This is a genomic window from Orenia metallireducens (genome assembly GCF_003001995.1).
In the GTDB taxonomy this organism is placed as follows: Bacteria; Bacillota; Halanaerobiia; order Halobacteroidales; family Halobacteroidaceae; genus Orenia; species Orenia metallireducens_B.
On record NZ_PVNB01000022.1, the window covers coordinates 39,182 to 63,957 of the forward strand.

Genomic DNA, 24,776 nt, shown 5'->3' on the forward strand with positions numbered 1-24,776 from the left:
TAAGTTAAAGATTTTCTTAACAGAGAATGGAGATTATCAGCTGGAAGTCTCCTAAGAATATTTAACCCAAAACCACCTCTGAGTTGACACCTGAACCTTAAAGATAAGTATTAGGGTGCTCCGGTAAAAGCCGTTATCTTAAAATGAGCGAAATTTATCTATTCTCTATGTTCTTTAGGGGTAGTATGAATTTAATTAGAGTGGAACCACGAATCCTACGTCTCTAAATTTAGAGATGGGGATTTTTTGTTTTTTGTAGTTGTTTATTTATGGTAAAAAACAAATATATTTGTTTTTTATAATTAGGGTGGTATACTTGATACTTTCATTTTGAAAAGTTAGTAAACTTTCTTAGGTTGCGCCTAAGGGCGCCTTACTTTTGGCATTGCCCCAAAAGTAAGCAAAAAGTCTAGAAAAGAATTAAAACTCACTACGCAATCAACATTTATTGAAGTTAATAATTTTTAGTGTTCTAATTCAAAAATTATATTGTTATTATTATTTATTTAGAATACTTGCTTCGTTCAAACAATAATTCTTTTCGCCTCTAAAGACTTTAAATATTAAACCAACAATGTCTTATTAGCTATTTTAAGTATCATTTTAATACAACTAATATATAAGGAGGAATAAAAATGAGTCAAGTAAAAGTTACTTTACCAGATGGTTCAAGTCGGGGGTATGAACAAGGAACTACAGTCAAGGATGTTGCCTTTGATATTGGTTCTCGACTAGGAAGGGCTTCGATAGCAGGAAAGATCAATGGAGAGGCTGTTGATATATCTTATAAAATAGAAGAGGATGTAGATTTAGAGCTGATTACTCTTGGGTCTGATGAAGGATTAGAGGTTTATCGTCATACTGCTGCTCATGTTTTGGCTCAAGCGGTAAAGAGCTTATATAAAGATGTTAAGTTGGCAATAGGACCTACAATTGCTGATGGTTTCTATTATGACTTTGATATGGAAGAGAGATTATCGGAAGATGATTTTGATAAGATTGAAAAAGAGATGAAGAAGATTATCAATGAAAAGAATGAGATTGAACGAAAAGTAGTCTCTAAAGAAGAAGCAATTAAGGTGATGAAGGAGCTAGGCGAAGATTACAAGGTAGAGTTGATTGAAGACCTAGATGATGAGACTGTAACTTTATATACTCAAGGTGAATTTACAGACTTATGCCGTGGACCTCATCTACCATCAACAGGTAAGCTTAAGAATAATGCTTTTAAATTACTAAATGTAGCAGGAGCATATTGGCGAGGCGATGAGAATAATAAGATGCTACAGAGAGTCTATGCAACTGCTTTTTATAAGAAGGATGAGTTAGAAGAGCATTTAGAGAGACTAGAAGAAGCCAAGCAACGTGATCATAGAAAGTTAGGAAGAGAGTTAGACTTATTTAGTCTACAAGAAGAGGGGCCTGGATTCCCGTTCTTCCATCCAAAAGGTATGGTTTTGAGAAATCAATTAGTTAATTTTTGGAAAGAAGAGCATCGTAAGGCTGGATATGCAGAGATTAAAACTCCAATCATCTTAAATCAGAGTTTATGGCAGCAATCTGGACACTGGGATCACTATCGAGATGATATGTACTTTACTAAGATTGATGATGGAGATTATGCTGTTAAGCCAATGAACTGTCCTGGTGGTATTTTGGTCTATAAGCATAAAAAACATAGTTATCGAGAATTACCAATCAGAATGGCAGAGTTAGGGTTAGTTCACCGCCATGAATTATCAGGAGCTTTACATGGATTGATGAGAGTTAGAAACTTTACTCAAGATGATGCTCATATCTTCTGCTTACCTGATCAAATTAAAGATGAATTAACAGGAGTTATTAAGTTAGTTGATAGGATTTATAGTGCTTTTGGTTTTAAGTATAAGGTAGAGTTAAGTACTAAACCAGAAAAAGCAATGGGGTCTGATGAATTATGGGAAAGAGCAGAATCGGCTCTAGAAGAAGTAATTAAGGATAATGATTTAGATTATAAACTAAATCCTGGAGATGGAGCTTTCTATGGTCCAAAGATTGATTTCCATTTAGAAGATTGTTTAGGACGTACTTGGCAATGTGGGACTATTCAGCTTGATTTTCAAATGCCAGAGAGATTTGATTTAAGTTATGTTGGTAGTGATGGTGAAGAACATAGACCTGTTATGATTCACCGTGCTATTTTAGGAAGTTTAGAACGTTTTATGGGAATTCTAATTGAGCACTATGCAGGGGCTTTTCCAACTTGGTTAGCACCAGTACAGGTTCAAATTATTCCTATTACAGATAATCATATTGATTATGCATATCGGGTTAAAGATCAATTGGCTAAAGAGGGAGTTAGAGTTGAAGTTGATGACCGTCAAGAGAAGGTTGGATACAAGATTAGAGAAGCACAGGTTCAACAGGTTCCTTATATGTTAATTGTTGGTGATAATGAAGTTGAAGATAAGACAGTATCTGTTAGACACCGTCGTGAGGGTGATATAGGTGCTGTTAAAATTGATAAGTTTAAAGAAGATGTTGTAGAGGAGATTAAGAATAAAGAATAAGTTTAAATCAATAGTTAGATTTTAGAATCAGAGAACATTTTTGTTCTCTGATTCATATATTAATAAGGTCAATTATATACTAGTGGTAGGAGCTAAACTTAATAAATTTCACTTGACACAATTTTTAATATATAGTATACTGTTAAAGGAAAACAAAGCAGAAGTCATCCGCTTCTCACCTAGAGAATAGAGTCTTTGGGTTAATAGAGTTAGACATATTAGTGCTTTAATTTATGATATTAAGGTATTTTCATGTTTAAATCTGTCAGCGGGATGACCATATGGGGTCATCTTTTTTCTTTTTTAAATTTTAGGAGGTGCATATAAAATTAGTACGGATTTAAGAACTAATGAGCGAATTCGTGCTCGCGAAATCAGAGTTGTTGGTAATGATGGTGAGCAGATAGGAATTATGCCTTTAAAGCAGGCTTTAAGTATTGCTGAAGAGAAGACTTTAGATTTAGTAGAGGTAGCTCCTCAAGCTAAGCCACCAGTTTGTAAGATTATGGATTATGGTAAGTATAAGTATGAGCAAGCTAAAAAAGCTAAAGAGGCTAAAAAGAATCAAAATATCATGAAGGTTAAAGAAGTCCAAATGAGTGTTAAGATTGAAGATCATGACTTCAATGTTAAAGTCAATATGGCAAAGAGATTCTTAGAAAATAAAGATAAAGTTAAGGTTAGAATTCGCTTCCGAGGAAGAGAAATCGCACATAAAGACATTGCTTATGATTTAATGAAGAGGTTTGCAGAAGAGGTTAAAGATTTAGGTCAAGTATCTAGTGGACCAAGTATGGAAGGTAGACATATGTTAATGTTTATTACTCCAACAACTGATAAGTAATCTCTTAGTGATTGTTGCAAATAACCGAGAGGAGGAAATAATAGATATGGGTAAAATGAAGACAAGAAAAGCAGTAAAGAAGAGATTCAAGAAGACTGGAACAGGTAAATTTAAGAAAACTAAAGCTTTTGCTCAGCACATCATGACTAAAAAAAGTTCTAAGAGAAAAAGAAACTTCAGAAAAGGTGAAGTAGCAGCTAAAGCAGATGAAAAGAGAATTGCAAGAGCATTACCATACGAATAGAGAGAAAGATTAAGGAGGAAATATAATGCCACGAGTTACACGAGGTAATAGAAGAAGAAAAAGAAGAAAGAAGATATTAAAGTTAGCTAAAGGCTACTTTGGTTCTAAAAGTAAATTATACGTACCAGCTACTGAGCAGGTATTAAAATCTTTAAACTATGCTTATAGAGATAGAAAGCAGAAGAAGAGAAACTTCAGAAGATTATGGATTACAAGAATCAATGCTGGTGTAAGACCACACGGACTTTCTTACAGCAAATTTATCTATGGTTTAAAGCAAGCTAATGTTGATATTAACAGAAAGATGTTATCTGAATTAGCTATCCATGATAATGATTCCTTCGTAGAATTAGTTAACTTAGCTAAAGAGAATATATAATTGTTAAAATCCCTAGAGCTTATTGGCCTAGGGATTTTTATTTATTAGTTAGCTATAGTAGTTGTATTTTAATATGATTGGTATTTTTTATAGATATATTGTGATAGCTTAAGGCTAAGTCTAAATAAGGAATTAAAACAACAGTGATTCATGACTTCCTCAAGCTTAAACTTAGTTAAAAAGTGTCGTAATTTCCTGCTATTATCTCATTTTTGCTATTATTTAAAGGTATGATATTGATAGATTTACCTTGACATTTATTCAGATTAGTGGTTATAATAACATTAACAAAATTGAATAGCTACTTTAATCGCTGAATTCTATATCAAATATAGGAGCGGGGGACCCACTTTCTTTTGGGGCGAATCCATTATTGAGTTCAGGCTTAAGTCTGAGGTTAAGTAATTTGCTTAATCTTAAACTAAAGCTAAGACTCAAATGGTAAGGTTACCTTTAATCTGAGTCCGACAGCTAACCTCGTAAGTGTTGAAAAGGGGTAGGTCGTAGTATATCTGAAAATGAGATATTTATATTTCTGTGCTTTGTTTTGATGTAGATAGCATAGGTTATTTATATTATAGTCATTATCAGATATATACCTTATAGACGTTAAAAGGCTATAGCTACCTGCTATAGCCTTTTTTAATTATAAAATAAATTAATTTCATTTAGTCAATAATAGCCTTGTGAGGTGGTGCAATGATTAGAAATTTGAGCCTAAAGACAAAAATTCTATTAGGGTATATAGTTATTATCTTGATTACAATTGGTGTTGCTCTGTGGTCTATTAGTAATTTTATGACCTTAAATGAAGCCATACATGATATTATGGTGGAAAATTATCGAAGTGTTATCGCTGCTGAAAAGATGGTAGAATCTCTAGAAAGGCAGGATAGTGCAGAGTTAATCTTTATCTTTGGACAAAAAGATAAAGCCTTAGATATATTTCAGGAGAATCAGATGCAGTTTATGAAGTATTTATCAAGAGCAGAGGATAATATCACAATTCCTGATGAAGAGAAGATTATCAAAGATATTAATGAAGGTTATCAAGCCTATCTAGATAAGTTTTGGAATTTACGTCAGTTAGCTAATGAAAATCAAATTCAGAAGATACAAGATTATTATCTTGAGGAATCAATGCCTCAATTTGAGAAGGTAAAGAATGAGACTAGAAAGTTGTTAATGGTTAATCAAGAACATATGAAAGAATCACAACAAAAAGCTAATAATAATGCTAGCCAAGCAATTTATTCTACAATAGTATTTTCTGTACTTGCAGTAATTTTAGCTATTGTGCTTGGGATTTATATCTCAAATCTGATTATTAGACCGACTAAGAGATTAACTGAGATAGTCAAAGAGGTGGCTGATGGAGATTTAGAACAAGTAATTGAAATTGATACTAAAGATGAGATTGGAGAATTGGCAGCAGAGTTTAATAGTATGACCCAAAGATTAAGAGAGTATGAAGAGATGAATGTATCTAAATTAATTGCTGAGAAGAACAAATCAGAAGGTATAGTTAAGAGTATCTCTAGTCCTTTATTGGTGACTGATGATGAGAATAAGATTTTATTGATTAATCCTCGAGCTGAAAAGTTATTTAAGCTCGAGGAAGAGGATGTATTAGGTAATCACTTCTTAGAGACGATTAAAGAGGAGAGGATATTTTCTTTGATTAGTGAGACTTTAAGTTCAGGTTCAGAGCAGTCTGGTAAGGATAGTAGGGTGATTAAGTTTGAACAGAAGAATAAAGAGCTTTATTTTAGAGTTACTACAACTCCTGTAAAGAATAAAAGTGGAGATACTAAGCTAGTAGTAACCTTACTTGATGATATTACTCATCTTAAAGAGGTTGATGAGATGAAGTCAGAATTTGTCTCTATGGTCTCCCATGAATTTAGAACTCCTCTGACATCTATGAATATGGGTATCAGCATGCTCTTAGAAGGAAGCATTGGTGAAGTAAATGATAATCAGAAGGAACTATTAGAAGTAGCCAAAGAGGATTGTGAGCGTTTAAATAACTTAGTAGATGACTTATTAGACTTATCAAAGATAGAGTCAGGAGAGATCAACCTAGAATTTGATAATATACAAGTAGAAAAGATATTTGAGGCATCAATCAAGCCCTTTGTTGACCAAGCAGAAAATAAAGGGGTAGAGCTAGTAGCAGAAGGAACAGATAATTTAGCAGTTCATGCTGATTTGAATAAGATTACTTGGGTTATTACTAATCTAATAGGTAATGCTCTTCGTTATACTAATTCAGGTGACCAGATTAAGCTTTCAGCTGAGAAGAAGGGGCATAAAGTCCATATCTCTGTTACTGATACAGGAGAGGGAATTCCTAAAGAGTATCAGCATAAAATCTTTGATAAATTTGTCAGAGTAGGAGGAGATAAGGATAAGGATACTGGTTCTGGTTTAGGTTTAGCTATCTCTAAAGAGATGATTGAAGCCCATGGTGGTAGAATCTGGGTTGAAAGTGAAGTGGGAGAGGGTACTAGATTTACCTTTACTCTTAAATTACCAAAGTAGGTGGTTAGGTTGAATAAAATATTAGTAGTTGAAGATAGTAAGAATATTGTAACTGTGTTAAAAATATGTTTAACAAATGCAGGATATGAGGTTAAAGTTGTATCTGATGGGGTAGATGCTGTGGATACAGCCTTTGAATGGGAGCCGGATTTAATCTTATTAGATATTAAGATTCCTAAGATGAATGGATTCTTAGTCTGTGAGACTTTGAAGAAGGATGAGTCGACAGCTCAGATACCTATATTAATGATGAGTGCTAAGGCAGAGGAAGAGGATATTAAGAAGGCTTATGATTTGGGAGCTGATGATTATATTATCAAGCCAGTTGAGCCTAATAAGCTGTTAGAGAAGATTGCATCTTATCTATAACTAAAAAAGGGGAGATATACAATGGATAAAAAGAAGATTCTGATTATTGATGATGAGAAGAATATTAGAATTACTTTAAAGCAGTGCCTGAACCAAGAATATGAAGTAGTTACAGGTGTCAATGGTGAAGATGGATTAGAAAAGTTCAAAGATAATAATTTTGACCTTGTATTACTTGATATGAAGTTACCAGGAATTGATGGAATTGAAGTCCTAAAGAGACTAAAAGAGTTGGATAATAATGTCAGTATCGTTATGATTACTGGTTTTGGAACAATAGAGACAGCAGTAGAGACTATGAAGCTGGGAGCAGTAGATTATTTAAGAAAACCTTTTGCGCCTAATGAAATTAGAGAGATAGTTAAAGAGGTATTAGATAGACAGAACCTAGCAGTATCTGATGAAGAATTGAATAGTTATGAAGATTATTTAAGCTATGCTAAATCTGCGATTAGTAAGCGTGATTTCACTAAAGGTTATGATTATTTACAGAAAGCAGTTGGTCTAGATGCTACTAAACCAGAAGCCTTTAATTTGATGGGAGTAATTATGGAGCTACAAGATAATCTGTCAGAGGCTCAAAAGAATTATAGAGCTGCATTGTCTCTAGACCCAGCTTATCGTCCAGCCCAAGAGAATTTAGAGAGAAGTACTCAGTTTGATTATCAGAAAGATGGTATCAATCTAGGTGAGGAAATCGATAAGGAAGGTGAATAGTTATGTATATTGTAGTTATAGGTTGTGGTAGGAGTGGTTCTTATCTAGCTAATCAACTATCTAAAGCAGGAGAAGATGTTGTGGTAATAGATAAGAAGTTTGGGTCTTTTGATAGATTATCAGCAGAATTTACAGGCTTTACAATAAATGGAGATGCTACTGAAATAGAGACATTAAAGTCGGCTAAATTTGATAAAGCCGATGTAGTGGTAATTACTACTGACAATGATAATGTTAACGCAATGATTGCTCAAATAGCCAGTGAATTATATCAGATTCCAAAGGTGATGGTTAGGCTCTTAGATCCAGAAAAAGAAGTTATTTATCACAATTTAAATGTGATTACAATGAGTCCTACAAATTTATTGGTAGATAAATTTACAAGAGAGATTATTGGATAATAGGGAGAGATTATGATGAGAATTATAATGGTTGGTGGAGGAAAGGTGATTTATTACTTAGCTAAGAACTTCTTGGCTAAAGGGTATCAAGTCTCTATAGTAAATAAAGATAATGAGTACTGTAAGGTCTTAGCTCGCGAGCTTAATTGTTTAGTGATTAATGGTGATGGTTCTAAACCTGATGCCTTAAGGCAAGCAGAGGCTGATAAGGCAGATGCAATCTTGTCATTGACTGGCAATGACCCTGATAATTTATTTATCTGCCAATTAGCTCAAAAAGAATTTGGTGTGCCTAAAACCTTCTCGGTGGTCAATAATCCAGATAATGAGAAGATATTCAAAGAATTAGGGGTAGAGACTATTTTTAATACAACAAAATTGATTTCAATATTGATTGAGCAGAGAGTCGAAGTAGCTGATGTCAATAATTTATTATCGATTGAAGAGGGTAGAATCAATATCTCTCAAGTTATTTTACAAAAAAGCTCACCAGTTTTAGGTAAAACTTTAAAGGAGATTAATCTTCCTAGAGATATAGTTTTTGGCTGTATTATTAGAGGAGAGGAAGTCGTTATTCCTAAAGGTGATACTCAGCTATCAGAGGGAGATAAGGTATTAATTATTACTCTGCCAGAGAATCAAGGAGAGGCCTTTGCTGCATTATCTGGTGAGTAAGAAGCGGAGGAATTTAAGATGAGATATAAGAATATTATTAGAGAACGATACAAGTTAATAATAAAGTATATCGGAATGTTAACGATGGCAATTGGTGGATTTTTATTACTACCACTGCTGGTCTTACCTTTTTACCCAGAAGAGGTAATTTATATAGAGGCTTTTTTAACTCCAGCTGCTATCTTTTTTGGGATAGGGTTTTTACTGTGGAAGTTAACCTCTGTTAAGGATGACGTTACCCTTTCCTTAAAGGAAGGAGGAATTATAGTTCTAATCTCTTGGATTGTAGCTATTATAGCCTCTGCTATACCTTTTATGATTACAGGGGAGCTGAACTTCACTCAAGCTATCTTTGAGGCTACTAGTGGTTGGACAACGACAGGGTTATCGGTAGTTGATGTAACTAAGGCTTCTCATGTCTTCTTGATGTGGAGAAGTATTATGCAGTTCTTTGGAGGGGTAGGATTAATAGTAGTAATGTTATCTTCTGTTTTGCATCCTTATGGCTTTGGATTATATAATGCGGAGGGTAGAAGTGACCAACTATTACCTCATGTTAAGAAATCGACTAAGGCTATTATGTATATTTACTTAGGGTATATTATTGGAGGGACTATTCTTTATGTGATAGCGGGAATGGGAGTCTTTGATGCAATTAATCATGCTATTCCTGCTTTATCTACAGGTGGGTTCTCAACTAAGGCTGATAGTATCGGTCATTGGAATAGCTTGCCAATAGAGATGGTAACTTGGCTATTAATGATATTTGGAACGATTAATTTTGCTACCCACTTTGCATTGTTAAAAGGGAAGTTTAAGGTCTTTTTTAAGAATGGTGAGATTAGACTGCTATTATTCATTATCGCTATCTTTACTCCAATTGTCAGTTATTTTTCTTTAAGTGGCTTATATACAAGTCTGCCTGCTACAGTTAGACGAGGGTTCTTTGAAGTAGTATCTGCTATTTCAACTACAGGATTCTCTTTAGATACTTTCAGTAATTGGAATCAATTTGGTGTTTTAGCGATGGTCTTATTGATGTGGATTGGTGGTGGAACTGGTTCTACAGCAGGTGGTATTAAGTTATATAGAATTTATCTGATGATAAAGTCGGTCTGGTGGGAATTAAAGGGATACTTCTTGCCTCCAAACTCTGTAGTAGAGAATTATATCTGGAGAGGAGAACAGAAATTATACATTAAAGCAGAATATATTCGGGAAACAGCCAATTATATCTTTTTATATATGGCTACATACTTTATTGGAGTCTTAATTTACTTAGCTTATGGATATGGTTTGACAGAATCGATGTTTGAGTTCGCTTCTTCTGTAGGTACTGTTGGACTATCAATTGGAATTACTAGTCCTGATGCACCTGTGGGAATTTTGTGGACTCAGACAGTTGGAATGTTTCTAGGAAGACTGGAGTTTTTAGTAATCTTCTTTGCTATTGCCAAGATAGTTAAGGATGCTAAGTATTTAGCTACAGAATAGAGGATGATAAAAGATTAGATTGAATTTCTGGTATATAAAATGTTAAAATAGAAGAAGGTAATGATAAAAAACAAAAGATTAGTTAACTAATCTTTTGTTTTTATTGTTGAACAACTTTAATTGGGGGTGATTAAGATTTCTGATAAATTATGCAATGAGTTAATTGGAGAGCTGAAAAAAGATAATAAAGGATTACATAGTTGGTTGGAGACGATTCATCCTATAGATTTAGCAGAAACTATAACTGATTTAAATGATGATGAGCTTCTCCAATTTTATAAAAGAGTTGATACTGAATTAATGGCAGAAGTTTTGGAACAGGCTGAAGATGATTTTCAAGCTAGGTTTTTAAGGTTACTTGATATAAAAGATATCATTAGTATCTTCAATTATATGGCTACTGATGATATAACAGATATAATAGGAAACTTAACCTTTGCTGAAAGCAAGAAGATATTGAATATGATGAAGGAAGAAGATTCTGGAGCCATTCGCAAGCTATTAGGATATGATGAAGAGTCAGCTGGAGGATTGATGACCACAGAGTTTATTGCTCTTAAGGAGAGTCTGACCACTATCGAAGCGCTGACAAAGATTAAGAGGATAAGCCCTACAACAGAAGTTATTCGTTCTATTTTTGTTTTAGATGATTCTAAAAAGTTAGTAGGAGTTGCTGATTTAAGAGATATCTTAGTAGCTAAAGAGGAAACTCTATTAAGGGATATAGCAAATACTAACGTAATTTCTGTTACACCTGATATAGATCAAGAGGAGGTTGCTTTATTAGTAGCCAAATATGATTTAACTGCTATTCCAGTAATCAGCCGTAAAGGGATTATGCTAGGAATTATTACCGTTGATGATATTATTGATGTTATCGAAGAAGAGAATACTGAGGATATTCTTAAATTAGGTGGTGTAAGTGAAGAAGAGAGGATAGATAGCTCTCTAATGATCTCTATTCGTAGAAGATTGCCTTGGTTATTAATAAATTTAGTAACAGCTTTTTTGGCTGCATATACTGTAGGCTTATTTGAGGATGTGATTGCCCAAGTGGTTGCATTGGCAGCAGCGATGCCGATTGTAGCAGGTATGGGTGGCAATGCTGGTACTCAGACTTTATCGATTACAATTAGAAGTATAGCATTAGGTGAATTGGAACTAAAGGAGAGCTGGAAGATAGTCTTTAAAGAGATATTGCTGGGATTGATTCATGGTGCAGCAACAGGTGTTGTAACAGGAGTTATTCTTTATTTTGTCTATGGTAACCCATATTTGGGATTGATAATCTTATTGGCAATGATTTGTAATTTAATAATAGCAGGATTGAGTGGCTTTTTGATTCCCCTTGGTTTAAAGATAGTCGGGATAGACCCAGCCTTAGCTTCTGCAATTATTTTGACTACTGCCACTGATGTCTTTGGTTTCTTTATCTTCTTGGGCTTGGCTAAAGTATTTCTTAATTTTTTAATTGTTTGATATTTTTGATTAATTTCAGAATAAGACTATATTCATATAATTATGAGGGGATAGGAGTAATATGATTGAGCTTTTAATTATATTAAAAGGTTTGCTTATAGGTATGATAGTATCGTTACCAATTGGTCCTCTTGGTCTTATATCGATACAAAGAACTTTAAATAAAGGCTGGAGAGCTGGTTTTCTATCTGGTCTTGGTGGGGCATTATCAGATTTATGCTATTCATCACTAGCTATTTTGGGTATGGGACTTATTGACGATTTTTTAGAAAAGAATAGATATTTTTTTAATGGTGTAACAGGTGTTCTGTTTTTAATTGTTGGAGTCAATATTATTATCAAAGCTATAGGAGATAAAGAGCTAGAAGAGGAGAAAGAAGTAATTCATCCAGCTTTATCGACATTTTTGATGGGGCTATCCAATCCAATGACCTTTCTTATCTTTTTGGCCATATTTGCTAAAATGGGTATAGATGTAGAGTCTGAAAATTTAATAGAAAGTATAGTCTTTATTATTTCTATCTTTATGGGTTCTACTATCTTCTGGTTCTTCACTACTAATTGGCTAAAGATATCTAAGAAGGATTATGAGGTCGATAAGCTTATTTTTTTTGAAAAGTTAATTGGGATAATGATTACTCTGTTTGGGTTGTTTAGTTTGCTAAAAATAATATTTAAATTTTAATTATTTAAGGGGGAGTCATGAAAAAATTTTGGATTAGTAATTTAATGAAACAATTAGTACCTACATTGATAATCGATTTATTATTATGGCTTGGATTTATTAAATTGGAGAGTAAGCTATTATTAACTTTAGCAATTTTGGGAATTTTATTTGCTTGCTTCTCTATCTGGTTCTTTAGAAACCCTAAGAGGAATGTACCAGACCTTCCTAATTCTCTAATATCTCCTGCAGATGGAAAGATAGTAGCGATAAAGAAGGAGAAGGATAATTTCTTTTTTGAAGGTAGAGAAGTAACACGTATTAGTATTTTTCTAAATGTCTTTAACGTACACATTAATCGAATTCCAATTGATGGAGAGATAGTTTATGAAAATTATAATCATGGTAAATTTATAAATGCTTTTAGTGAAAAAGCATCCTTAGATAATGAACAGAATATGATAGGGATAAAAACAAAGCATGGAAATATATTAGTTAAACAGATAGCAGGGCTTATTGCTAGAAGAATTATATCGGTTAAAGGATTGGGCGATGAGGTTAAGCAAGGTCAGATTTATGGTATGATTAAATTTGGCTCTAGAACTGATATTTTAATTGAAGAGGATATCAATATCAAAGTTAATATAGGTGACAAAGTAAAAGGTGGCGAAACAATAATAGGTGATTTCTATGAATAGGATAGAGAAGAGATTTGTTATTCCTAATATTATAACTGGGGCAAATATGTTGCTTGGGTTTTTGAGTATAATCATGTCCTTTCAAGGTGATTTGTTAAAGGCATCTTGGTTGATAGTTATGGCTATGGTGGCAGATGGATTAGATGGTAAGACGGCAAGAGCCTTAGATGGTTTTAGTGAATTTGGTAAGGAATTTGATTCTTTTTGTGATGCTGTCTCTTTTGGTATGGCACCTGCAATCTTGATATACTCTATATTAATGGAGCAGGTGGCATTAAAAGAGCTAATTATACCTCTTTCTTTTTTATATCTTCTCTGTGGGGTATTAAGGTTAGTCAAATTCAATATTATAACAGAGGCATCAAAGGATAAAGCCGATTTTATAGGGATGCCTATTCCTACTGCAGCAGGCTTAGTTGCTTCTTATAATATCTTCTCTAATGCAGTATGGGGTGAATTAGTTCAAATAAATCTATTTTTAATTTTGGCATTCTTTGTTTCTATACTTATGGTCAGTGCTATAACCTTTAAAAGTATCTCTAAAACCTTTAGAGTATTAGGTTCTAAAGGGCTACTGGCTTTATTGATACTTGTTGCTGTATTTGCAAAATATCTACTATTTCCTTTTGGATTATCCTACTTCTTGGTTAATAGCTTTAACTTTATAAAAGAGAAGAGGTTTATCTCAAAAGAAGAAGTGAGTTAATTATAATAAAAAATTAATTGTTAAACTACTCTTCTTTACAACAATTTTAAATTATAGTATAATGAACAAAATAATTAAATAGTAAACGCTTAATCCTAATAGGAGCGGGGGAACCACTTTTTGGGGTGAATCTAATAATCAGTTTGAGTTTGAGTTAAAATAATGAGTAGTTCATAATTTACTTATACTTAATCTTAAACTTAGTCTTGATTATTAGTAGGGCTATCCTTTTAGTCCGAATCCGACAGCTAACCTCGTCAGCGTGAAAGGGAGACCAGTTAAGTATATGCATAGGGTGTCCTATGTCTTTTTTTATTTTATGGCTAATTTTTACATTTGAAATAGTGGTGACTGTTAACAGAAAGAGAGGTTTGAATATGAAGAGAAGGTTGAGTATCCATAATCTAACTCCAGCTCAGGTACTATCCTTGGGTTATTTGGTTGTAATACTGTTAGGTGCTATACTACTAACTTTACCTATAGCAACAACAAATGGTGAGGGCATGAACTTCTTAGATTCAGTCTTTACAGCTACTTCTGCTACAGCTGTAACAGGATTGATTGTTGAGAATACAAGTACCTTCTTTACCGTATTTGGGCAGGTAGTAATTTTATGTTTAATCCAAATTGGTGGATTGGGAATTATGTGTATGTCTACTTTATTTGCTCTTTTATTAGGGAAGAAGATTACTTTAAGAGAGAGATTAATCATTCAACAGGATTTAGACCAGTTTGAATTATCAGGAATTATTAGGATAGTAAAGTACGTAATTGGTGTCACTTTTGCCATTGAAGGTATTGGTGCATTTATCTTATTTATTAGATTTTTATTTGATATGCCAGCAGGAAAGGCTTTGTATTTTGGTATCTTCCATTCAATTTCTGCTTTTAATAATGCTGGATTTGATATCTTTGGTAATAGTTTGGAGAACTTTACTGGTGATATTATCGTTAACTTAGTGATTACATCCTTGATTGTCTTAGGTGGAATTGGATTTGCTGTGATTGCTGAGGTCTATTCAGGTAAGAGATTTAAGAATTTTTCCTTACAGACTAAGCTGGTATTGAGTGTAACAGCTATTTTACTTATTGTAGGAACTATTATCTCCTTTATTTTAGAGTACTCTAATCCAGCAACTATAGGGAACTTGCCTTTAGGAGAGAAGGTTATAGCTTCTTACTTCTTATCAGTTACTCCAAGAACAGCTGGCTTTAATACTGTTCCAACGGGAGCGCTGAGAAGTTCTACAATATTCTTTACGATTATATTAATGTTTATCGGTGCTAGTCCTGGTTCGACTGGGGGTGGAGTTAAGACGACTACCTTTGGAGCTTTAGCTGCTGTATTATATTCTAGAGCAACTGGTAGAGATGATATTGAGTTATTTAAGAGAAGACTAGGAAAAGAGACTATTTATAATGCTCTCTCAATTGTTTTGATTGCATTATTGTTGGTAGTGACAGTGACTATGATCTTAACTATAACTGAAGAAGCTGAGTTCTTAGACTTATTTTTTGAAGCTGTCTCAGCCTTTGGTACTGTTGGACTATCTACTGGGGTAACTGGCAGTCTATCAATTATAGGTAGAATTGTAATAATCCTGACTATGTTTGCAGGTAGGGTAGGTCCATTGACGATTGCTTTGGCTATTGGTGAAAGAAAGGATAAAGTTAATATCAGGTATCCAAAAGAGAAGATTTTAGTTGGATAAGGGAGGTCTAGATTAATGAAGCAATTTATGGTTGTAGGTTTAGGTAGATTTGGTTCAAGTGTAGCAACTACCTTGGCTAGTAAAGGTTATGATGTTTTGGTTGTTGATTCAGATGCAGATAAGGTTCAAGAGATTAGTGGATTGGTAACTCATGCAGTACAGGCAGATGCGACTGATGAGGATGCCCTTAAGACTTTGGGAGTGAATAATTTTGATATTGCTATAGTTAGTATTGGAACAAATATTCATGCTAATATCTTGGCTACACTGATATTAAAGGAACAAGGTGTCAAGTATGTTGTTGTAAAGGCCCAAGATACGTTACATGGTAAGTTACTAACTAAAGTAGGTGCTGATAAGATAGTCTATCCAGAGCGTGATATGGGAGTTAGGGTAGCTAATAATTTGGTTTCTGCTAATGTACTTGATTATATTGAATTGGCTCCAGGTTATAGCATTGCAGAGGTTGTGGCCTCTGATAAGTTATCTGGGAAGTCTTTGGCTGAAACAGATATTAGAGGAAAGTTTGGAGTAAATGTAATAGCTATTAAGAATGAGCATAAGGTTAATGTCTCACCAGAGGCGACTGATGCAATTGAGCCTGGTGATATTTTAGTGGTAATGGGACATGAAGATGGCTTAAGGCTTTTAAAAGAATATTAGAGGAAAACTGACCAACAGATGTTGGTCAGTTTTTTTATGTCTTAGTAAATAAAATGTCATTATTATATTTATTCTTGTGCTAGTGAAGAATATAATATCGGTATTGAGTAGGGTCTGGTCGCGACCAGACTCTACAGTTAAAAAATCATATAATAAAAATTATAAATATGCTACATAACCCTTTCTATATAAAAAATTAGTTCTGACAAAATAAATTTATAGTAAAGTTATAATCTTATTCGATTTAGGTAATATTAAGGGCAGAGTATTTAACAGGAGGTGAGATTAATTCTTGCAAAGACAAAGTGGCTAACTCCAGCTCGTTTTTTGACTATGGGTTATTTGATAGTTATCAGTATAGGGGCTTTTTTATTATCGTTGCCAATGGCTACAGTAAATGGACAGGGTTTGAATTTAGTTGATGCATTGTTTACGGCCACTTCAGCTACTGCGGTAACTGGGTTGATAGTAGTAGATACAGCTACCTATTTAACTCGTTTTGGACAGAGTGTGGTATTGTTACTTATTCAGATTGGTGGTTTTGGCTTTATGACTACATCTACATTATTTGCATTATTATTAGGAAGAAAGATTACTTTTCGAGAGAGGATAATTATTAGAGAGGAGTTGAATCATTTTAGCTTATCTGGAGTTATCAAGTTAGCCCGTTATGTGATTGTATTGACTCTAGCTATTGAGTTAAGTGGTGCTTTATTGCTTTTTTTTAAGTTCAAAAATAATTTACCACTTTCTCAGGCGATTTTCTTCTCTGTTTTTCATGCTATTTCTGCCTTCTGTAATGCAGGCTTTGCCCTCTTCAGTAATAGTTTAGAGAACTTCATTGGAGATTACTATATTAATTTTGTAATAACTACCTTATTTATTTTAGGTGGGCTTGGTTTTGCTGTTATTGCCGATTTATATCAAAAGAGAAGGTTCAAAGCTCTATCCTTAAATAGTAAGTTGGTATTAGTAACTACACTTATTTTAATTTTAATTGGTACTATCGGTATCTTTCTATTAGAATTGTCTAATCCTGATACTTTTGGAGAGTTAACTTTAAAGGATGAACTAATCTCTGCATATTTTCAAGGGGTCACTCCTAGAACAGCAGGTTTTAATACAATTCCAATCGGTAAGCTGACCCAAGGTAGTCTCTTTTTAATTATTATACTAATGTTTATTGGAGCTTCACCTGGTTCAACAGGAGGAGGATTGAAGACGACTACAATTGGGGTATTAATAGTTGCTACATATTCATTAATAATAGGTAAACAGGATGTAGAGTTATTTAAGAGGAGGCTATCACAGATTACAGTTTATAAGGCTTTAGCGGTGACGATAGTCTCTTTATTGGTAATTATTATGGCAACATTAACCTTATCAATTACTGAGCGCTTTGATTTTATCCATGTATTTTTTGAGACGGTATCAGCTTATGCCACAGTTGGTTTATCTACAGGTATAACTGGAGATTTAAGTACTATTGGAAGGGTTTTAATTACAATTATAATGTTTACTGGACGAGTAGGTCCATTGACTTTGGCTATGGCACTTGGAGAGAGAGAGAAGAATAATAAGATTAGATATCCAGAGGAGAAGATATTAATTGGATAGTTAGGAGGGAAAGTTGTGAGGCAGTTTATAGTCGTTGGTTTAGGGCGGTTTGGATATAGTGTTGCCAAAACTTTAGCTGATAAGCATTATGATGTTTTAGCAATTGATACTGATGAGGAGAAGATACAAGAGATTAGTAGTATTGTAACCCATGCTGTACAAGCAGATGCTACTGATGAGGAAGCTTTAAAGACCTTAGGAGCTAGCAATTTTGATGTAGCGGTAGTTAGTATCGGTGAGAATATCCATGCAAATATCTTAGCTACCTTGATTTTAAAGGAGTTGGGGGTCAAGAGTGTAGTTGTCAAGGCTAAAGACCAGCTACATGGAAAGGTATTAGGTAAGGTTGGAGCAGACAGAATTGTCTATCCTGAGAGGGATATGGGGATGAGAATAGCGAATAATTTAATTTCATCTAATGTTTTAGAGTATATAGAATTGGCTCCTAACTATAGTGTGGTGGAGATTGCAGCTGATGAGAATATGTATAATAAAAATCTATTGGATTTACAGTTAAGAAGTCGCTTTGGAGTTAATGTTATGGCGATTAAGAGCCAAGATGGGATAGATATCTCACCACGAGCTGAAAGTAAGATTAAAGCTGGTGATACTTTAATAGTAATGGGTGATAATGATAGCCTTGATGAACTAAGGAAGATGTAGAAAGGAAGGGATTATTTTGATTACGACTTTAACCATTAATCCTGCTGTTGATTATACTGTAAAGGCACCAGAATTAAGGTTGGGAAAGGTTAATAGAGTAGAATTTGTTAATAAGGCTGCGGCAGGTAAGGGAATTAATGTCTCTAAAGGAGTAAAAAACTTAGGAGAAGAGACTATGGCTTTAGGCTGTATAGGTGGTGATAGTGGTCAATTTATAGTTGGTAGACTAAAAGAGCTGGAGATAAGTAGTGATTTTACTTGGATACAGGATGATACTAGGATTAATATGAAAGTGATTGATGATTTAGGTCATGAGACCAAGATTAATCAATTAGGCTCTGAGGTGCCTAAAGAAGTACTGGATGTTATTGAAGAAAAGGTTATAGCTGCTATAGGTGAGAGTGAAATTATTGTTTTGGCTGGAAGCTTGCCACCAGACTGTCCCGAGGATTTTTATCAAAAATTAATCAAGAAGATTAAAGAAGAGAATAATAATGTTAAAGTCTTTCTTGATGCCTCTCAAGCACCTTTAAAGTTAGCGTTAGAAGCTAAACCTAGCCTGATTAAACCAAATCTTAGAGAGCTAGGAGAAATCTATGGTAAGGAGCTATCAGTAGAGGAAGCTGTTGGAATCAGTAAAACTTTAGTCGAAGATGGAATTGAGATGGTGCTAGTTTCTTTGGGAGCAGAAGGAGCAATTTTGACAACTAAGGAAGGTACTTTAAAAGCCACTCCTCCAGAAGTAGAAGTAGTCAGTACAATAGGAGCAGGTGACAGTGTAGTAGCTGCTATGGCAGTAGCTTATCTCAATGATTATAAGTTAGAGGAGATGTTTAGATTTGCAATAGCTATGAGTATAGCAACTATCTTGCGACCAGGAGCAGAGATGGGAAGATTAGAAGAAGTAAATCAATATTTAGGTGAAATAAAGATTGATAAATTAGAATTATTAGAGTGCTAATCACTATTTGTATTAATATAATAAATTATGATATAATAACTCGTGTTATTATCAGAAGGGAGTTATTATAGAATGAAGATATCTAGTTTTACAAATGATAGAATTAAATATTTGCGTTCTTTGTATCGTACTAAGTATATTAGACAAGAGGGTAAGTTTGTTTTAGAAGGTGTTAGAATTATCGAAGAAGCAATTAAGGAAGATGTAAATATAGAGCAGGTCTTTTATTCAGATTACTTAATTAGAAATCAGCGAGGAGAAGAGTTATTAGCCGCCCTAAGAGATATGGGTATAGATATAATCGAGGTTGATGATGAGATTATTCAGAAGGTTGCTGATACCGAAAGCCCTCAAGGGATAGTAGCGATTGTAGAACAAGTTAACTATAGTCTAGCTGATATATTAACAGGAGATAATAAGCTGATTTTGATAGTTGATCAAGTGCAAGATCCAGGAAATTTGGGCACAATCATTAGAACTGCCGATGCAGCAGGTCTAGATGGTGTGATTACTACTAAAGGAACTGTAAGTCTTTATAATCAGAAGACTATTCGGGCTACTATGGGTTCTTTGTTTAGGGTTCCTGTTTATCGGGCAAGTGATATAGGTGAATTGAAGAATATCTTAGATGATAGTGGGGTTAAGGTTGTGGTTGGAGATATTAATGGTGATAAGTATCACTTTGAAGTTAATTATTCATCATCTACAGCGATTGTTGTAGGCAATGAAGGAAGTGGTCCAAGGGATGAGTTGATAGAATTTGCTGACCAATTAATCAAGATACCTTTAGTTGGTGATGCTGAATCTTTGAATGTAGCTATGGCTGCAGGGATAATGGTCTATGAGGCTGTAAGGCAGAGAATAGTGATTAAGTAATCAGTAAGCAATCACCAACATTTTAACCTTGTGATTATTTGAGAGCTATGATATAATTTTAAACAAATTGAATTGTAATATCTTTAAAAGTTACATAATAAATTTAATATGATTAAAAGCTGTGAAGGAGAGAGTAGCTTAGAACTTATTTTATCAGGGAGAGGATACCATAGACTGAGAGTATCCTTAAAATCATGCTAAGTGAAGTTCACTCTGGAGCTACTGGCTGAAAAGCAAATAATAATTAATAAATAGAATTTAAAATGTTTATTATATATTCTTTGTTATTTATTATTTAAATAATTTCAAGTAGGCTATGTCGGTCTTCTGCCGTTATCAGAAATTGAGAGAATCTATAAACTGGTAATTAGTTATTAGTAAGTAGTAGCTAGTGATTAGAACCTAACAATTATAGATTAAGCAAGGTGGTACCGCGGAAGATAAACTCTTTCGTCCTTAATTAAGGATGAAAGAGTTTTTGTTTTTATAATCTTAATTTAGAGGGAGTTTAATAATAATCTTAAATAATTTATAAGGAGGATTTAGAGATGGAAGAGAAGATAAGAGGTTTGCAACAAGAAGCTATTGATGCTATTAAAACTGTTGATAACCTAGAAAGATTAGAAGAATTAAGAATCAAGTATTTGGGTAAAAAGGGAGAGCTGACTCAGATTCTAAGGGGGATGGGTAGTTTATCTCCAGAAGAGAGGCCAGTAGTTGGTAAGTTGGTTAATATAGTAAAGGGAGAATTGAATAAGCTCCTTAGTGAAAAAGAAGCTACCTTAAAAGAACTTGCTAAGCAAGAACGTTTGAAATCAGAAGGTATCGACGTTACTTTGCCAGGTAAGAGAAGAAAGCTAGGAAAGCAGCATCCTTTAACTTTAGCTTTTAATGAGATTAAAGAGCTGTTCTTAGGTTTAGGCTTTGAGATTGCTGAAGGGCCTGAAGTAGAGAAGGATTATTATAACTTTGAGGCTTTAAACTTTCCTGCAAATCATCCAGCAAGGGATATGCAAGATACTTTTTATGTGGGTGGAGATGTATTGTTAAGGACCCATACCTCTGGTGTACAGGTTAGAACTATGGAAAAGACTGAACCGCCAATTAGAGTTATTGCCCCAGGTAGAGTTTACCGTTCTGATGAAGTAGATGCTACTCACAGTCCAGTATTCCATCAGGTTGAAGGACTAATGATAGATAAAGATATATCCTTTGCTAATTTAAAGGCGATATTAATTAAAGTAGTACATGAGTTATTTGGTACAGATAGAGAGGTTAGATTTAGACCAAGTTACTTCCCGTTTACTGAACCAAGTGCTGAGGTTGATGTATCTTGTGCTAGTTGTGGTGGAGAAGGATGTAGAATTTGCTCTGGTACAGGTTGGTTAGAGATTTTAGGTTCAGGTATGGTTCATCCCAATGTATTGGAGATGTCAGGGATAGACTCAGAAGAGTATAGTGGATTTGCCTTTGGTATTGGAGTAGAGAGGATTGCTATGTTGAAGTATGGAATTGATGATATGAGATTATTATATGAGAATGATATTAGATTTTTAGAGCAATTTTAAAATCAGTAATTAGTGACTAGTGATTAGTTTAAAAACTTCAAAGATAATATGGATTATTAAAAGGAGGATGGAGATGAAAGTTTCTTATAAATGGTTGAAGGAATATGTAGATTTTGATTATACACCAGAAGAGTTGGCTGAAAAGTTGACCTTAGCTGGATTAGAGGTTGATGGGATTGAATATAAAGGAAGAGAGATTAAAGATATAGTAGTAGGGCAGATAAAAGAGAAGGTTTCTCATGAGAATGCTGATAAATTATCGGTCTGTAAGGTTGATGTAGGTCAAGATGAAGAGTTGCAGATAGTATGTGGTGCTAAGAATATGGATGTTGGTGACAGGGTTCCTGTTGCAGTAGTTGGAACAACTATGCCAAATGGTATGAAAATTAAGAAGGCTAAACTAAGAGGTGTGACTTCTTTTGGCATGATGTGCTCTACTAATGAGTTAGAGCTTCCTGATGACGGAGTAGATGGTCTATTTATCTTGCCAGAGGATGCTGTTATAGGAAATAAGCTAGTTGATGAGTTGGGTATTGATGATATAGTGATTGAATTGGATTTAACACCTAACTTTGCACATTGTTTAAGTATGATTGGAGTAGCAAGAGAAGTCTCGGCAATGACAGGTAATGAATTGAAGTTACCTACAGCAGAAGTTGCAGAGATAGAAGAGGAGATAAATGATTGGGTTAAAGTAGAGGTTGAAGAGAATGAACTTTGTCCTCGTTATGCAGGTAGAGTAATTACCGGTGTAGAGGTAAAAGAGTCACCATTATGGCTAAAGAAGAGGCTAGAATCTGCAGGAGTTAGACCGATTAATAATATTGTTGATGTAACTAACTTCATTCTAATGGAGCTTGGTCAACCATTACATGCCTTCGATTATGCTAAACTAGAGGGGAATAAGGTTGTGGTTAGAACTGCTAAAGCTGGAGAGAAACTGACTACTCTAGATGATGAAGAGAGAGTGTTAAATGAAGATATGTTGGTAATTGCCGATGCCCAAAAAGCAGTTTGTGTAGCAGGAGTAATGGGTGGAGCTAATAGTGAAGTAACTGATGAGACTACTACTATCTTTTTAGAGAGTGCTAACTTTAACCCGGTATCTGTACGAAAGACCTCTAAAGAGTTAGGTATACATAGTGATTCATCACACCGTTTTGAACGTGGTGTTGATATTAATATAGTAGAACTTGCTTTAGATAGAGCTGCTCAATTGATTGCAGAGCTAAGTGGTGGGCAAGTAATCAAAGGTAAGCAAAATATCTATCCTATACCTTTTGAAGAAAAAGTTATCGAGGTTAGACCAAGAAGGGTAAGTAAATTATTAGGTGCAGAGTTTGCTAAAATTAGAATCAGGACCTTATTAGAGAAACTACACTTTGAAGTTGAAGATATGGGTGATGTATTAGCAGTTAAAGTTCCTGCTTTCCGTGTAGATGTAGAGCAAGAAATTGATTTAGTTGAAGAGATAGCTAGATTATATGGGTATGATAAGATAGAAGCTGTACAACCAAGTGGAGATATCACTCAAGGTAAGAAGACTTGGAAGCAGAAGGTGGAGGATAAGACTAGAGAATTATTAGCTAGTTTAGGATTATTAGAAGTACAGAATTATTCCTTTATAAACCCTAATTTCTTTAATAAGATTAATTTAGCTGAAGATTCTTCTCTAAGAAAGTCTGTTAAATTGAGTAATCCTATTGGTTATGAATATAGTGTGATGAGAACAACATTACTTCCAGGTGTTTTGGAGAATGTCTCTTTCAATGCCAATCGTAATGCTGAGAATATAGCCCTATTTGAATTGGGTAAAGTATTTACTCCTGTAGAGAATAAAAAGTTACCTTTAGAAAAATTACAATTAACAGGGGCTGTTATGAATAAAGATTTAGAAGATCCTTGGAATTTAAATGCTCCAGGTTTCTTTTATCTAAAAGGGATATTAGAAAAGTGTTTTGAAGCTTTAGCTGTAAATGATGTAGAATTTATTGCTGGAGAACATCCAACACTCCATCCAGGAAGAACAGCTCAGATTAAGATAGGGGATAAAGTATCTGGATATTTAGGGGAATTGCATCCTGATGTCCAAGAAAACTATAAGTTAGAAGAGAGAGTTACAATCTTTGAGTTAGACTTCTCTGCGATTATAGATAATGCAACTTTTGCTAGGGAGTATATCTCACTACCTAAATATCCTGCTTCAACTAGAGATATTGCATTATTAGTTGAGGATAAGGTGAGTAGTAAAGATATCGAAGGTATTATAATAAGATTAGGTAAGGATATTTTAGAGTCAGTTAAGTTGTTTGACCTATATCAAGGGGAACAGGTTCCAGCAGGATATAAGAGCTTAGCTTATTCATTGATTTATAGAAGAGCAGATAGAACATTAACTGATAAAGAAGTGAACAAAGTTCAAGCTAAAATAGAGGAGGAGTTATATAATAAATTAGGAGCAAAGATTAGAGAATAGATAAGATGCTTCCTGGGTACCATATTATTGCGGTACCCTTTTTTTAATTTTCTTGACAATCACTAGACTAGATGTTAATATAATAAACGTCGCTTGAGAGAAAAAAGAAGATTTAAACTTTTCTTGACAATTATGATTAAAGATGTTAAATTATTAGATGTGCTATGAAAGAGTTATTTTAGTTTTCTCTTGACGAGATTCAGTGCGTTTGATAAACTATATCTTGTCGCTTGTTAAGAAGTCTTTTGTCTTATAAAACTTCTTGACAGAGATTCTTTAGAATGTTATGATTAATGACGTTGTCGCTAAAAACTTTTAAAAAGTTATTGACAACTGAAATGAGATTTGATAAGATATTAAATGTCGCTACTAAAGGTGGCATTAAATTTGGTCTTTGAAAACTAAACAATGCAAGTTTTGACCAAGCGTAATATAGAGCTAATCAAACTTTTGTTATTAAATGTGTATTCACATTTA

22 protein-coding genes, 2 riboswitches and 1 other annotated feature (1 of these 25 cut by a window edge) are annotated in these 24,776 nt (G+C 34.0%); all 22 genes read left to right on the forward strand.

The window, feature by feature from the left end:
* Positions 1-228 (forward strand) — a binding site (T-box leader); it begins 23 nt to the left of the window's first position.
* Positions 229-635: 407 nt separating this feature from the next.
* The 22 genes from thrS (at position 636) to pheT (ending at position 24,299) form a co-directional block, all read left to right on the forward strand.
* Entirely contained in the window at positions 636-2,549 is a 1,914-nt protein-coding gene (gene thrS, locus BX659_RS13935; protein ID WP_097017663.1) for a threonine--tRNA ligase, read from the forward strand.
* A gap of 373 nt (positions 2,550-2,922) precedes the next feature.
* A complete protein-coding gene (gene infC / locus BX659_RS13940; protein WP_367302832.1) occupies positions 2,923-3,393 on the forward strand; it encodes a translation initiation factor IF-3 in 471 nt (156 codons plus the stop codon).
* Between the two features lie 46 nt (positions 3,394-3,439).
* Positions 3,440-3,637, forward strand: coding sequence for a 50S ribosomal protein L35 (gene rpmI / locus BX659_RS13945; RefSeq protein ID WP_097017665.1), 198 nt, complete (start codon positions 3,440-3,442; stop codon positions 3,635-3,637).
* 25 nt (positions 3,638-3,662) lie between these two features.
* Positions 3,663-4,016: a 50S ribosomal protein L20 gene (rplT, locus tag BX659_RS13950; RefSeq protein WP_097017666.1), complete on the forward strand. Its 354-nt coding sequence runs from the start codon at positions 3,663-3,665 to the stop codon at positions 4,014-4,016.
* Positions 4,017-4,317: 301 nt separating this feature from the next.
* A riboswitch (cyclic di-AMP (ydaO/yuaA leader) is annotated at positions 4,318-4,517 on the forward strand.
* A gap of 198 nt (positions 4,518-4,715) precedes the next feature.
* Positions 4,716-6,560 (forward strand): ATP-binding protein, encoded by a 1,845-nt coding sequence (locus BX659_RS13955; RefSeq protein WP_097017667.1) that lies wholly within the window; start codon positions 4,716-4,718, stop codon positions 6,558-6,560.
* Positions 6,561-6,929, forward strand: a complete 369-nt coding sequence (locus BX659_RS13960; RefSeq protein ID WP_253250715.1) for a response regulator transcription factor — start codon at positions 6,561-6,563, stop codon at positions 6,927-6,929.
* Between the two features lie 21 nt (positions 6,930-6,950).
* The gene (locus BX659_RS13965) at positions 6,951-7,646 is read left to right on the forward strand and encodes a response regulator (protein ID WP_097017669.1); all 696 of its coding nucleotides are present in this window, start codon (positions 6,951-6,953) and stop codon (positions 7,644-7,646) included.
* Between the two features lie 2 nt (positions 7,647-7,648).
* Positions 7,649-8,047 carry a potassium channel family protein gene (locus BX659_RS13970; protein WP_097017670.1) on the forward strand — a complete coding sequence of 133 codons (399 nt, stop codon included), beginning with the start codon at positions 7,649-7,651 and terminating at the stop codon, positions 8,045-8,047.
* A gap of 15 nt (positions 8,048-8,062) precedes the next feature.
* Positions 8,063-8,722, forward strand: a complete 660-nt coding sequence (locus BX659_RS13975; RefSeq protein ID WP_097017671.1) for a potassium channel family protein — start codon at positions 8,063-8,065, stop codon at positions 8,720-8,722.
* A gap of 18 nt (positions 8,723-8,740) precedes the next feature.
* Complete coding sequence (locus BX659_RS13980) at positions 8,741-10,216, forward strand: TrkH family potassium uptake protein (protein WP_097017672.1); 1,476 nt, start codon at positions 8,741-8,743, stop codon at positions 10,214-10,216.
* Between the two features lie 126 nt (positions 10,217-10,342).
* Positions 10,343-11,695 carry a magnesium transporter gene (gene mgtE, locus BX659_RS13985; RefSeq protein WP_068715362.1) on the forward strand — a complete coding sequence of 451 codons (1,353 nt, stop codon included), beginning with the start codon at positions 10,343-10,345 and terminating at the stop codon, positions 11,693-11,695.
* Positions 11,696-11,756: 61 nt separating this feature from the next.
* Positions 11,757-12,380 (forward strand): LysE family translocator, encoded by a 624-nt coding sequence (locus tag BX659_RS13990; RefSeq protein ID WP_097017673.1) that lies wholly within the window; start codon positions 11,757-11,759, stop codon positions 12,378-12,380.
* A 17-nt stretch (positions 12,381-12,397) separates the two neighbouring features.
* A complete protein-coding gene (locus BX659_RS13995) occupies positions 12,398-13,057 on the forward strand; it encodes a phosphatidylserine decarboxylase family protein (RefSeq protein ID WP_097017674.1) in 660 nt (219 codons plus the stop codon).
* Positions 13,050-13,763 carry a CDP-diacylglycerol--serine O-phosphatidyltransferase gene (gene pssA / locus BX659_RS14000; protein WP_097017675.1) on the forward strand — a complete coding sequence of 238 codons (714 nt, stop codon included), beginning with the start codon at positions 13,050-13,052 and terminating at the stop codon, positions 13,761-13,763. The genes BX659_RS13995 and pssA overlap by 8 nt, the downstream gene beginning before the upstream one ends.
* Positions 13,764-13,839: 76 nt before the next feature.
* A riboswitch (cyclic di-AMP (ydaO/yuaA leader) is annotated at positions 13,840-14,041 on the forward strand.
* A gap of 99 nt (positions 14,042-14,140) precedes the next feature.
* Entirely contained in the window at positions 14,141-15,475 is a 1,335-nt protein-coding gene (locus BX659_RS14005) for a TrkH family potassium uptake protein (protein ID WP_097017676.1), read from the forward strand.
* A 15-nt stretch (positions 15,476-15,490) separates the two neighbouring features.
* Positions 15,491-16,138, forward strand: coding sequence for a potassium channel family protein (locus BX659_RS14010; protein WP_097017677.1), 648 nt, complete (start codon positions 15,491-15,493; stop codon positions 16,136-16,138).
* 288 nt (positions 16,139-16,426) lie between these two features.
* Complete coding sequence (locus BX659_RS14015) at positions 16,427-17,755, forward strand: TrkH family potassium uptake protein (RefSeq protein WP_374956484.1); 1,329 nt, start codon at positions 16,427-16,429, stop codon at positions 17,753-17,755.
* A gap of 15 nt (positions 17,756-17,770) precedes the next feature.
* Complete coding sequence (locus tag BX659_RS14020; protein WP_097017679.1) at positions 17,771-18,418, forward strand: potassium channel family protein; 648 nt, start codon at positions 17,771-17,773, stop codon at positions 18,416-18,418.
* Between the two features lie 16 nt (positions 18,419-18,434).
* On the forward strand, positions 18,435-19,379 hold the full coding sequence (gene pfkB, locus BX659_RS14025; RefSeq protein WP_172431874.1) for a 1-phosphofructokinase: 945 nt from the start codon (positions 18,435-18,437) through the stop codon (positions 19,377-19,379).
* Positions 19,380-19,451: 72 nt separating this feature from the next.
* Complete coding sequence (locus BX659_RS14030) at positions 19,452-20,255, forward strand: TrmH family RNA methyltransferase (RefSeq protein WP_097017681.1); 804 nt, start codon at positions 19,452-19,454, stop codon at positions 20,253-20,255.
* A gap of 548 nt (positions 20,256-20,803) precedes the next feature.
* Positions 20,804-21,823, forward strand: a complete 1,020-nt coding sequence (gene pheS, locus BX659_RS14035) for a phenylalanine--tRNA ligase subunit alpha (protein WP_097017682.1) — start codon at positions 20,804-20,806, stop codon at positions 21,821-21,823.
* A 73-nt stretch (positions 21,824-21,896) separates the two neighbouring features.
* Positions 21,897-24,299 (forward strand): phenylalanine--tRNA ligase subunit beta, encoded by a 2,403-nt coding sequence (gene pheT / locus BX659_RS14040; RefSeq protein ID WP_097017683.1) that lies wholly within the window; start codon positions 21,897-21,899, stop codon positions 24,297-24,299.
* The last annotated feature ends 477 nt before the right edge of the window (positions 24,300-24,776 follow it).